Annotated in this window: 12 protein-coding genes; 8 read left to right on the top strand and 4 right to left on the bottom strand. The window is 64.0% G+C overall.

The window, feature by feature from the left end; translation table 11 throughout:
• Positions 1-18: 18 nt before the first annotated feature.
• From FP2506_RS13725 to FP2506_RS13700, 6 genes are all read left to right on the top strand, one after another.
• Positions 19-1,035 (top strand): cytochrome c oxidase subunit II, encoded by a 1,017-nt coding sequence (locus FP2506_RS13725; RefSeq protein ID WP_007068131.1) that lies wholly within the window; start codon positions 19-21, stop codon positions 1,033-1,035.
• Entirely contained in the window at positions 1,032-3,659 is a 2,628-nt protein-coding gene (ctaD, locus tag FP2506_RS13720) for a cytochrome c oxidase subunit I (protein ID WP_007068130.1), read from the top strand. Before FP2506_RS13725 ends, ctaD begins: the two co-directional genes overlap by 4 nt.
• Positions 3,660-3,675: 16 nt before the next feature.
• Complete coding sequence (locus FP2506_RS13715) at positions 3,676-4,056, top strand: hypothetical protein (protein ID WP_007068129.1); 381 nt, start codon at positions 3,676-3,678, stop codon at positions 4,054-4,056.
• Positions 4,056-4,739: a cytochrome c oxidase assembly protein gene (locus FP2506_RS13710; protein WP_007068128.1), complete on the top strand. Its 684-nt coding sequence runs from the start codon at positions 4,056-4,058 to the stop codon at positions 4,737-4,739. Before FP2506_RS13715 ends, FP2506_RS13710 begins: the two co-directional genes overlap by 1 nt.
• Complete coding sequence (locus FP2506_RS13705) at positions 4,736-6,064, top strand: c-type cytochrome (RefSeq protein ID WP_007068127.1); 1,329 nt, start codon at positions 4,736-4,738, stop codon at positions 6,062-6,064. Before FP2506_RS13710 ends, FP2506_RS13705 begins: the two co-directional genes overlap by 4 nt.
• A 79-nt stretch (positions 6,065-6,143) precedes the next feature.
• Positions 6,144-6,569, top strand: a complete 426-nt coding sequence (locus FP2506_RS13700) for a metallopeptidase family protein (protein WP_007068126.1) — start codon at positions 6,144-6,146, stop codon at positions 6,567-6,569.
• Between the two features lie 34 nt (positions 6,570-6,603).
• On the opposite strand, the gene minE is transcribed toward FP2506_RS13700, so the two are convergent.
• The 4 genes from minE to FP2506_RS13680 form a co-directional block, all read right to left on the bottom strand.
• On the bottom strand, positions 6,604-6,870 hold the full coding sequence (minE, locus tag FP2506_RS13695) for a cell division topological specificity factor MinE (RefSeq protein WP_007068125.1): 267 nt from the start codon (positions 6,868-6,870) through the stop codon (positions 6,604-6,606).
• Complete coding sequence (minD, locus tag FP2506_RS13690) at positions 6,867-7,682, bottom strand: septum site-determining protein MinD (RefSeq protein ID WP_007068124.1); 816 nt, start codon at positions 7,680-7,682, stop codon at positions 6,867-6,869. The genes minE and minD overlap by 4 nt, the downstream gene beginning before the upstream one ends.
• 47 nt (positions 7,683-7,729) lie before the next feature.
• Positions 7,730-8,512 (bottom strand): septum site-determining protein MinC, encoded by a 783-nt coding sequence (gene minC / locus FP2506_RS13685; RefSeq protein ID WP_007068123.1) that lies wholly within the window; start codon positions 8,510-8,512, stop codon positions 7,730-7,732.
• A 208-nt stretch (positions 8,513-8,720) separates the two neighbouring features.
• Positions 8,721-9,167, bottom strand: coding sequence for a nucleoside deaminase (locus tag FP2506_RS13680; RefSeq protein ID WP_007068122.1), 447 nt, complete (start codon positions 9,165-9,167; stop codon positions 8,721-8,723).
• Between the two features lie 163 nt (positions 9,168-9,330).
• Here FP2506_RS13680 and FP2506_RS13675 point away from each other — a divergent pair, with 163 nt between their 5' ends.
• Together FP2506_RS13675 and rsmD are read left to right on the top strand one after the other, a co-directional pair.
• Positions 9,331-11,250 carry a pseudouridine synthase gene (locus FP2506_RS13675; protein ID WP_007068121.1) on the top strand — a complete coding sequence of 640 codons (1,920 nt, stop codon included), beginning with the start codon at positions 9,331-9,333 and terminating at the stop codon, positions 11,248-11,250.
• A gap of 3 nt (positions 11,251-11,253) precedes the next feature.
• Complete coding sequence (gene rsmD, locus FP2506_RS13670) at positions 11,254-11,811, top strand: 16S rRNA (guanine(966)-N(2))-methyltransferase RsmD (RefSeq protein WP_007068120.1); 558 nt, start codon at positions 11,254-11,256, stop codon at positions 11,809-11,811.
• Positions 11,812-11,874 lie beyond the last annotated feature (63 nt).

The following is an 11,874-nucleotide window of genomic DNA, read 5'->3' as shown; positions in this document are numbered from 1 at the left end:
CGAGCCCGGTGCTCGGGCATGAGGATCGGTTCTAAGCCTTCGAAAGTCGCTTTATTTATCACTTCCGGCTTCTCGCTGTCAGCCCTTTCTTCCTGCACGAGCCCCCAGTCGACACTTGCCGGCGCCGGACTCGAGGCGAGCCAGGTGGAGCATCTGTTCTGGATCATGCTCGTCGGTGCGGTGGTGATCTGGTTCATCACAATCGGGCTGTCGATCTACGCCACTAAGGTGAGGCCCGGCCGCCACAGCGAGAAAACCGGCACGCGACTTATCGTCTGGGGCGGGGCAGTGTTTCCGACCGTCGTCCTGACGGCGCTCCTCGTCTACGGGCTTGCCTTGATGCCGGAGTTCCGCGCAGAGGCGGACGGGCCTATGATCGCGGTCTCCGGGGAACGGTTCTGGTTCCGTGTCGCCTATGATGTCGAGGGTGAGCCAGGGGTCGTCAAAAGCCTGCCACCCGGAGGCGTCGAGAGCGCCAACGAAATCTGGCTGCCCGTCGGTCGCCGTACGGAACTGCTGCTCGGCAGCCCGGATGTCGTTCACTCATTCTGGGTTCCGTCGATCGCCGGCAAGATGGACATGATCCCCGGCCGGGTGAACCGGCTTGTCGTTGAGCCCACCAAGGAGGGCGTCTTCAACGGCGTCTGCACCGAGTTCTGCGGTGATGCACACGGCCAGATGGGCTTTCGAGTCATCGTCGTGTCCGAGGAGGCGTACGCCGCCTATGTCGAAGCGCAGAACAAGCCCGCCGATGTGACCTCCGGTCCCGGTCACGACGCCTTCATGCAGAACGGCTGTGATGCCTGCCATGCCGTGCGTGGCACTGAGGCGAACGGAGCAGTCGGCCCGGACCTCACCCATCTGGGCTCGCGACTTACGATCGCGGCCGGACTTCTGGAGAACACGCCCGAGAACGTCGCCGAATTCATCCGCGCGACCGAGCATGTGAAGCAGGGCGTCGAGATGCCGTCCTACGGCATTTTGCCGGACGAAGAGATCATCGCCATCGCGGCCTGGCTGGAGCAGCTGAAATGAGCGATTTGCCATCGAGCAGCGCGGCCGGCATCGGTGCTATCGACTTCTCTGATCCCGCGACCCCGAACTATCCCGATCCGCCCAAGCCCCAGACGATCGGCGCGAGCCATGTGGACCAGGAGGACCCCGACGTTCGCGACGCGCAGGCCAAGCGCCTGATCTGGGTTTGGGAAGCGCCGAAAGGCTGGAAGTACTGGTCGGCCGTCAACAACACCGAGGTCGGTATCTGGTACACCTCGACCGCCTTCATCTTCATGCTATTCGCCGGTGTTCTCGGCCTCATGGTGCGTGTACAACTCGCCGTGCCGGAAAACGACTTCCTTACCGCGAACTTCTACAATCAGGTCTATACGCTTCACGGCACGGTGATGATGTTCCTCTTCGCCGTGCCGATCTTCGAGGCGATGGCGATCATCCTGTTACCGGAGATGCTGGGTGCCCGGGATTTGCCGTTTCCCCGTCTGTCGGCCTTCGGATACTGGTGCTTCCTGATCGGCGGCGTCTTCGTCTGTGGCTCGATATTCTTCTCGTCTGCGCCCTCGAGCGGCTGGTTCATGTATCCGCCGCTGACGACGCAGGAGCGGTTCACGCCGGGCTATGGCGCGGATATCTGGCTGCTGGGGCTTTCCTTCATCGAGGTCGCCTCAATTGCGGCGGCGGTCGAGCTGATCGTGGGTTCGCTGAAATGCCGCCCGCCCGGCATGCGCCTCAACCTGATGCCACTCTACGCCTGGTACGTGCTTGTCGTCGCGGGCATGATCCTCTTCGCCTTCCCGCCACTGATTGCAGGCGACATCCTGTTCGAGATGGAGCGGCTCTTCAACTGGCCCTTCTTCGATCCCGAGCGCGGCGGCGATCCGATGCTCTGGCAGCACCTCTTCTGGATCTTCGGCCATCCGGAGGTTTACATCGTCTTCCTGCCCGCGATCGCGCTGATTGCCATGATCGTGCCGACTTTCGCACGGCGTCCGATCGTCGGCTATTCGTGGATCGTTCTCGCCGCTGTCGGCACCGGATTTTTGTCGTTCGGCCTGTGGGTGCACCACATGTTCACGACCGGTCTGCCCTCCATCTCACTTGGCTTCTTTTCCGCCGCCTCAGAGGCCGTCGCGATTCCGACGGGTGTGCAGATCTTCGTCTTCCTGGCGACGCTGCTAGTCGGGCGCGTGATCTTTTCGGTACCCATGCTTTTCGTGTCGGGCTCGCTCGCGATCTTCGTCATCGGCGGCCTCACCGGCGTCATGGTCGCGCTCGCGCCCTTCGACTGGCAAGCGCACGACACCTATTTCGTCGTTGCCCATCTCCATTACGTCCTGATCGGCGGGATGCTCTTCCCGATCGTCGCCGGCATCTACTACTGGTGGCCGATCCTCGGCGGCCGGACCTTGTCGGACCGACTTGGCAAGATCGCGTTCTGGATGATGTTCGTCGGCTTCAATGTCGGATTCTTCCCGATGCATTTTTCCGGTCTCATGGGCATGCCGCGCAGAGTGTGGACCTATCCGACCGGGCTCGGACTCGATCTGCCGAACCTCGTCTCCACTGTGGGCGCCTTCGTCTTCGCAGCGGGCTTTCTCGTCTTCGTCGCCGACGTTTTGCGCCCGCGGGGGCATCTGCCCTATGCCAAGCGCAATCACTGGAACGCCGGCACGCTGGAATGGCTGTCCGAGCCTGAGGACAAGGGCTGGGGCGTGCGCTCCATCCCGGTCATCAAGTCGCGCTATCCGATCTGGGATCAGCCGAACTTCATCGACGATGTCGACAACGGCCGGTTCTACATGCCGGATGCTGAGGAGTTGAAGCGCGAGACTATGGTTACGAGCGTTCTCGACGCAGAGCCGATCCAGTGCCTACGCGTGCCGGGTCCGACCTTCATGACCATGTGGGCCGCCGCCTTCCTCGGCGCGGTCTTCATCTTCGCGACCTTCCACTGGTGGTATCTGACGATCGCAGCGATGGTTCTTGCGACCGGCTCGATCCTCGTCTGGGTCTGGCGCGGCACGGCGATCGTCCCGGAGAAGCGCGAGAAGGATGTCGGGCTCGGCCTGACCTTGCCGCTCTACGTCTCAGGACCCAAGGCGGTCGGCTGGTGGGCGATGTTCATCACCATGATCGGTGATGGCACCGCGTTCATGTCACTGATCTTCGGCTATTTCTTCTACGTGACGATCCATGCCGAATTTCCGCCGGCGGTAACGACCGGACCCGGCGTCTTCTGGCCGGTCGCGGCTTTCGTCGTCTTCGCCCTGACCTGGGGACTTGCCTATGCTGCGCGTCAGCTGAACGAGGCCGGCCAGGTGACGATCGCGCGACTTTCGATGGGCGCGGGCGGTGTCGTCGCGTTACTCGCAGGAGTCGTGATGCTGCTTGGACCCTACCTCACGGGGCTCGATCCAGTCAGCCACGTCTATCCGGCAACGGTCTGGATCATTGCGATCTGGACTGCGGTCCATGCGGCGGCTGGCTCCATCATGCTGTTCTACTGCCTCGCCCGTTCGATCTTCGGGCACCTGACGCCGGTCTACGATGCCGATATCCGCAACGTCGCGCTCTACTGGCACTTCGTGCTGGCGACAGCCTTCGTAACGGTGGCGACCCTTGCCTTCGCGCCGCTGTTAAGCTGACGGGAGACATGGGACGATGTTCGCAAAAAGCCGTCAGACCCGCGACAATCTCATAACCCTCATCGCCGCACCGACGATCTGGGCACTGCACTTCCTCGCCTCCTATCTTGTCGCTTCCGTCGACTGTGCGCCGAACGTGGCGATCTTCGAGAAGATCGCCTTCGCGCGCTGGCTGATCCTCGGCATCACCATCCTCGCCCTTCTCCTCATCGGGCTGATCTTCCGGCGTTCATACGGCGAATGGCGCGGCCACGGCTCGGGTACGGTCAATGACGAGGATACGGCAATTGCCCGTGAGCGCTTCCTCGAGTTCTCAACCGTCCTCCTCGCGGGCCTCTCGTTCATCGCTGTTGTCTTCGTTGCGCTGCCTGCCTTCTTCAATGTGGATTGCCGCTGATGGTCGAAGCGGCGCTCAGGAGGGATAGCCGAGGGTCTCGAGAGATTTGGTCGCGCCATCTGTGGCCGCTCTGGCTGGGGGCGGGTTTCCTTGCCATCGTCTGGTTTGGGCCTTTGCCTGCGCGCGCAGGCGGCTCCTTCGCGAGCCATATGGTCATGCATATGACAGTCGTTGCGATCGCAGCGCCCCTGATCTCGATAGGTATCGCGCGGGCGGTCCCAGATCTCGCAAACCGCATCACACCGGGCTTTGCGATCTTTGCTTCATTCGCCGAATTCGTTGTCGTCTGGGGTTGGCACACACCCGTGCCGCATGATCTCGCTCGGACAGAGACGATTGCCTTCACTGCCGAGCAGGCCTCCTTCCTCGTTGCCGGGGTTCTCGTCTGGCTGAGCGCCCTGGGACCGACTGGGGAAGGGCGCCTCAAGGCGCGAGCGGCCGGCGTCGTCGGCCTTCTCGTCACCTCCATGCACATGACGCTCCTCGGCGCACTGCTGCTCCTTAGCCCGCGCACGCTCTATGCCTGCGCCGAACTCTGTGCGCCGGCTGCGACGATGACGCCCCTTGGCGATCAGCAGGCCGGCGGTGTCATCATGCTGATCGTCGGCGGTGCGGCCTACCTCATCGGCGGGCTTGTTTGCCTCGCCTCCATCCTGAACGCGCCATCGAGGACGGCCCCATGAAGAAGCGGATCGCCATCGATTTCGTTCTCACCTGGAAGAAACTCGCCGCGGCGGGCCTTGGCGCGATCATGCTGGCGCTCGCCGTCTCCTTCTCCGGTATGGTATCAATCGCGGCGTCCTCGGGACATTTCGGACCGGTCGGCTGGTTCCTGCACTGGACCATGCAGAACGCCGTCGCTCGCCAGTCGCTCGGCATCGCGCCCCCGGAGGACGTCAATCTTGCCGATCCTGCACTCGTCCAACGGGCGTCAGGTCATTTCGCGACCGGTTGTGCGCCCTGCCACGGTGCACCGGGTGTGCCGCAGTCGCCAGTCGTGGAGTCGATGATGCCGGCGCCTCCGCGGCTCGAAGAGAAGGTCGCGGAGTGGAAGGATCGTGAGCTTTTCTGGATCGGCCTCCACGGCATCAAATACTCCGGCATGCCGGCCTGGCCGACCCAGGACCGCGAGGACGAGATCTGGTCGATCGTCGCCTTCCTGCGCGCGCTGCCGGAGCTGAGCGCGGAGAGATACGCCGAACTCGCGCTGGGCGGCGAGCGAGAGAATCTGAACCTTCAAGCGGGCGGTGAACAGACGTCCGGTCTCGACGGAATTGTTGGAGAAGCTTTGGCGGACTGCGCCCGTTGCCACGGACGTGACGGACTTGGGCGCGGTGAAGGCGAGAGCGCGAGAGCTTTCCCGATAATCGCCGGCCAGCCGGAGACCTATCTCGCAGCGACGCTCGAAGCCTACGCGAAGGGATATCGGCATTCCGGCTACATGCAGCCCCCCGCCTCGCGCTATCCGGAGGATGTGCTGCGCCAGCTCGCGGCCTGGTATGCCGAGCAGCCGGTCGAAGGCGATGCTGCCGAAGAGGGCCCGGAGGGTGAGGCGGTTGCCGGGGTTGCTGCTCAGGGTAACGCGCCGGCCTTTATTCCGGCCTCGACCGCCGCTGACGGCATTCCACCGCAGATCTTCCCGAGCGCCAACCGATCGCAGGCGGCCTATGACGTCGCCGCGGCAGCCGGCGGCCGACCGGAAGAAGTCAACGAAGCAATGCTGGAGCTTGGCCGGCTGCTTGCCGAAGACGGGATCGCCGCCCGCAAACTGCCTGCCTGCGACAGCTGTCACGACGCCAAGGGCCGAATGAAGAACGCGCATTACCCCTATCTTGCGGGCCAGCCTGCCTGGTACACAGAGGCCCAGCTTAAGCTTTGGAAGGACCACGACATCACGCGTGGCGGCACCCGCTATTCGCATCTGATGACGCCGATCGCTGAGAACCTTACCGATGAGCAGATCAAGGCTGTCGCAGCCTGGTACGAAAGCCGGCCGGTGGGGGAATAGGATCGAAGCCAAGCGACCTCGGTCTCGAAACGCGCCTCTGCTCTTATATTCGGGTTCGACCTGTACGAAGCGGAAACTGATGCCCCAAGACGCACTGCTCGAACTGGACTGGACCCGCCGAAGATCGCCCTCGCTCGCCGAGTTCGAGGCCATGGCCGAGGCTGCCTATCGCGACCTTCCGGAAGAGTTTCGAAAGCTGTGTGGCGATATCCGGTTTCTCGTCGCCGAGTTTCCCGATGACGATGTCTTGGACGAGATGGGGATGAAAAGCCCGTTCGACATTCTCGGCCTGTTCGAGGGCCGGGGGATCGGCCAGTTCGCGGAACCGGCGACTGGCGAAATGCCGAACCGCATACTGATCTATCGCCGTCCAATCCTCGATTACTGGGCCGATCACGAAGAGCGGCTCGGCGATATCGTGCGCCATGTGGTTATCCACGAGATCGGCCACCATTTCGGCCTGTCCGACGACGACATGGAAGCGATCGAGGCGCGGGCGGAGTGAGGAGACCGGCGCCTCCATGCTGAAAAGGCGGCCGTTAGGCCGCCTTCTTGCGTTCGAGATCCGCGGGAAGCTCGATGTCGACTTCCAGTGTGGAGAACTGGTCGCCCTTGTCCATCTTGACGGCGACCTTCTCGCCATCGACCTTCACATGCCTTGCGATCACCTGGATGATCTCCTCGCGAAGGAGATTGACGAGATCGGAATGCTCGCCATTCGTCCTTTCGTGCGCGAGAAGGATCTGCAGCCTTTCGCGTGCGGCCGGCGCAGTATTACGCTTCTGGAAAAAACTGAAGAGGCTCATGCGGCCCTCCGGTTGAAGAACTTGCCGAAGAGGCCACGCTTCTCGCCCGGGATCGACATCGGAACGTCTTCGCCGCAGAGCCGCTTGGCCGCGTTCGAATAGGCTATCGATGGCGCGGAGTTATTGTCCGACATCGTCACCGGCGTGCCGAGGTTGGAGGCGCGCAGGACTTCCAGGCTCTCCGGAATGATGCCGAGGAGCGGGATCGAAAGGATTTCGAGGACATCCTCGACCTTGAGCATGTCGCCGCGATTGGCCCGGTTCGGGTCGTAGCGCGTGAGGAGAAGATGCTTCTCGATTCGCTCGCCGTTCTCCGCCTTCGCGGTCTTCGAATCGAGAAGGCCGATGATGCGGTCAGAGTCACGCACCGATGAGACTTCAGGATTCGTGACGACGACGGCGACGTCGGCATGACGCATGGCAAGCGTCGCACCACGCTCGATACCGGCGGGACTATCGCAGACGATCCAGTCGAAGTCCTTGCGGAGTTCGTCCATGACCTTCTCGACACCTTCGGCGGTGAGATTGTCCTTGTCGCGCGTCTGCGAGGCCGGCAGCAGGAACAGGTTATCGCAGCGCTTGTCGCGGATCAGCGCCTGCGGCAGCTTGGCGTCGCCTTGCACCACGTTGATCAGGTCGAACACGACACGGCGCTCGGCACCCATCACGAGGTCGAGATTGCGCAGTCCGACGTCGAAATCGACGACGGCTACCTTCTCGCCTCGCTGGGCAAGCGCCGCGCCGAGCGCGGCGGTCGACGTCGTCTTCCCGACGCCTCCCTTGCCCGATGTCACAACGATCGTCTTTGCCATATTCAGTCTCTCCTGTTCCTCGGCCTCATGCCGGGATGGTGCTTGGTCTAGATTTTGTCGGCGCGGATGGTTTCGCCATCGAGCCAGATGGTGACGGCTTGCCCAACGAGCCCCGCATCGAGATCGTCGGGCATCTTGTAGAGCCCATCGATCGCCACGAGTTCGGCTTCGAGCTTCGAGCAGAAGATGCGGGCGTTGGTATTGCCCACCGATCCCGCCATCGCTCGGCCCCGAAGCGCGCCGTAGACGTGGATCGAACCGCCGGCGACGATCTCTGCGCCGGAGGAGACCGAACCGACGACGGTGACGTCGCCTTCCGGAAAGATGATCGACTGGCCGGAGCGGACCGGGCGGTCGACGACAATAGAGGGAAGCTGCTGCCCGGTGTCCTGAGCGGGAACCTGCGCAACCTTAGGCTTGTCAGCGACCTTGGTATCGCCGGACGCCTTGGAGTGAACTGGTTTCGCGGCGACGGCTGGCTGCTTGACACCGTCCTCCGGCGGTTCGACATCGCCGGCCGGGCGGCCGCCTTTCATCGGCGGCGGCATGCCAATGCCGAGGAGCGAGGATTTCGCGCCCTCGATGCCCATGATGCGGACGGAGCGCTCGCCGAGTTCGCCGATAAGATCCTTCAACTGGTCCTGGGTGATGTCGAGACCTTCGACGTCGAGTACGATCGGCCGGCCAAGGAAGAAGCCGGTTGACCGTCGGGCGAGGTCGTCGAGCCGTTCAAGCCAGTTCTCGAACGGGAGTTCGGGCGAGAGCTGAATCGCCAGAAAGGATCGTCCCTTCAGTCTGATCGGCCGCTTGTCGGTCTGGCTTTCGGACATTCTGAAGTCTTTTCCGCTTGGTATTCGACCTGTCATGGGTCGGATCGTGGGTCCTGAGATGTCTTCCGGCGCCCGAAAGCACGAGAAGGTTTATCGGACGTTACCGACCAAGCCCTGCGCAAAACTGACGTTTTCGAGGGTTCCAACGCGGGAATCTACCGCTTCCATTGCTGCCGCGGGCGAAGCGGTATCGTTTCACCTTGCCCCGTCAGCCGCGCCTTTCGGCGAAAAATGCCTTCAGAAGGTCTGCCGAGGCAGTTTCAGACAGACCGGAATAGATCTCCGGCGCGTGGTGGCAGGTGGATTGTGAGAAGAAGCGTGCTCCGTTCTCCACCGCACCGCCCTTCGGATCGGCGGCGCCGAAATAGAGCCTGCGGATACGGGCGAAGGAGATTGCGCCAGCGCACATGGCGCAGGGTTCGAGCGTCACGTAGAGATCGCAATCGGTGAGACGCTCGGCTTCGAGAGCCAGACAGGCGCGGCGGATGGCGAGAAGCTCGGCATGGGCGGTCGGATCTTTCGCGGCGCGGGTTTCGTTGCCGGCCTTCGCGATAATTTCACCGTCACGGACGATCACCGCACCGACGGGTACCTCGCCGCGTGTCGCCGCGCGCCGGGCCTCTTCGAGAGCTTCGTCCATGAAACGCCGTGTCATGCGGGCAGCGCGGTCCTTCTCTCGCCAAGCGTCATGCGACCTGATAGAGCGCAGGGCAGACAAGCGCCAGAGATGCGCTGAAAACGGATTTGGGCGGCCGGCGGGCTCGCACTACGGTAGGGCACGCGGTTCGAAACGCCGTCAGCCCGCAGGACATAACGACATGAGCGACGACGAACAGGACAAGCGCGGCGGCAAAGGCGGCCGGCCGGGTGGTGGCGGCTTCAGGCGTGGCGGCAAGACCGGAGAAGGCGGCAAGAGGCCGTTCGTGCCAAAGAGCCGGGGCATGAAGTCCCATGGCGGGGCGCGCGATGGCGAGGCGCCTCGCAAGCCGAAGAGTTATGGTACGCGCAATGCCGATGCATCCTCCGGCTCGGGCGAACGCTCGTTCCGGCCGAAGCCGGCCGGCGAGAGGCCGCGCGGCGAAAATCGCGACTGGCAGAAGCGCGGCGAGGGCCGCGATGCGGGCGGCGAGCGCAAGGGCGGTTTTGAGCGGAGGCGCCCGTCCGGTGATCGGCCGGCTCGCGCCGAGAGTGGCGAGCGGCCCGATCGCGGGTTCAAGCCGCGAGGCGACCGGCCGGAACGATCCGGCGACCGGCCGAACAGGCGTTTCGAGAAGCGGGACGACCGTGGCCAGTCGCGCGGTCGGGACGACCAGCGCCGCGAGCGCCGACCCATGGAGGATGAAGCCGCAGCCGGCCAGCAGGCGGACATGCGCATTGCAAGACGGCTTGCACGCGCCGGTATCGCTTCGCGCCGCGATGCCGAGGCGATGATCGTCGACGGCCGGGTGAAGGTGAACGGCAAGATCATCGATTCGCCCGCGCTCGACGTGAAACCGACCGACAGGATCGAGGTCGACGGCGCGCTGCTGCCTCAGGCCGAGCGTACTCGGCTCTGGCTGTTCCACAAGCCGGCCGGCACGGTGACGACGAACAAGGACCCGGAAGGCCGCCGCACGGTCTTCGACATGCTGCCGGAGGATATGCCGCGGGTGCTGTCGATCGGCCGTCTCGACATCAACACCGAAGGGCTTCTGCTTCTCACCAATGACGGCGGACTTTCGCGCGTCCTTGAACTGCCCTCCACCGGTTGGCTCCGCCGTTATCGTGTTCGCGCCCATGGTTCGATCACCCAAGCCAAACTCGACGAGCTGCGTAATGGCATCTCGGTCGACGGCGTCTTCTATGGCGCGATCGAGGCGACGCTCGACCGCGAGCAGGGCTCGAATGTCTGGATCACGCTCGGGCTTCGAGAAGGCAAGAACCGCGAAGTGAAGAACGTGCTCGGCGCGCTCGGCCTCGAAGTGAACCGGCTGATCCGGCTTTCCTATGGCCCGTTCCAGCTCGGCGATCTCGCCGAGGGTTCGGTACGGGAAGTGAAGGGCCGAACCCTGCGCGACCAGCTTGGCGACCGGCTGGTCGAGGAAGCCGGCGTCGATTTCGACGGGCCGATCAACAAGCCCTTCTCCAACGCGCCGGTCGAGGGGCGGCAGGACGCGCGACCTTCGAAGAAGAGCGACTGGGTCTCGGCCGGCGGGAAGGTCGACCGTAAGACCTTCGGCGAGAAGAAGCGCGAGGAGGCGCTCGGCCGCCTCGACACCAAGCCGCGCGGCAAGTTCGGCGACAAACCGGGTGACGACCGACGCAGGGGCGATCGGCGCAGCGACGGGCCCAAGCGATCGTTCGGCGAGGATCGCGGCGGCAAGGGCGGTGGCCGGTTCGACAAGCACGACAAGCGCGAAGGTTTCGGCGACCGGGTCAGCGGTGCCCGGTCAGGCGGCGACCGGCCCGGGGGCGATCGCGATGGTCCTTCTCGCAAACCGGAAGGGCAAGGGCGCCGGATGTCGAATGTTTGGATGGCGCCCGGCTCCAAGCCCGAACGAGATCCGGGTGCGCGCCCGGCCAAGACCGATGGAGACGGTCCCAAGACCGGCAAGCGGGCGCTCGCCGATCCGAAACGCCGCGTCTCCCGTCCGCCCTCGGCCACCGGCAAGGGCAAGCCGGGTCGTCCCGGTGGTCCGCGCAAACCCGGCGGTCCGCGCGGAGCAGCCCGCAAGCCCTCCGGTCCGTCCGAGAGCTGATCGATGCGCATCGTCGGCGGGGAATTTCGCGGCCGTAAGCTGAGCGTCCCGGCGACGCAGGACATTCGCCCGACCACCGACCGGTCGCGCGAGACGCTGTTCAACATCCTCTCGCATCATCCGGGCATAAAGCTCGACGGCGCCCGGGTGCTAGACCTTTTCGCGGGCACCGGCGCGCTCGGCTGCGAGGCCTTGTCGCGCGGCGCCCGCTTCTGCGTTTTTATCGAGGAGGGCGTCGAGGGGCGTGGCCTCATCCGCCAGAATGTCGAGACGTTCGGCCTGCAGGGCCGCACGAAGATCTACCGGCGCGACGCGACGAAGCTCGGCGCCGTCGGCACGTTCGAGCCGTTCGACCTCCTCTTCGCTGATCCGCCCTACGGCAAGCGTCTCGGCGAGAAGGCGCTGATCTCTGCCCGCGACGGCGGCTGGCTGAAACCCGGCGCGCTTGCTGTGGTCGAGGAGGCTGCGACGAGCGTGTTCGACCTCCCACTGGGCTTCGACCTCTCTGACGAACGCCGGATCGGCGAGACGGTATTACGGTTTCTGGTGCTCTCCGCCTGAGACCATGGAACCGCTGCAAAGCGGCTAACGAAACCGTAACTGGCATCGCTGCGGTCCGAGGGG

This window comes from Fulvimarina pelagi HTCC2506 (assembly GCF_000153705.1).
In the GTDB taxonomy this organism is placed as follows: domain Bacteria; phylum Pseudomonadota; class Alphaproteobacteria; order Rhizobiales; family Rhizobiaceae; genus Fulvimarina; species Fulvimarina pelagi.
The sequence above is the reverse complement of the archived record's forward strand: the minus strand, read 5'-3'. Positions and strand labels throughout refer to the sequence as shown.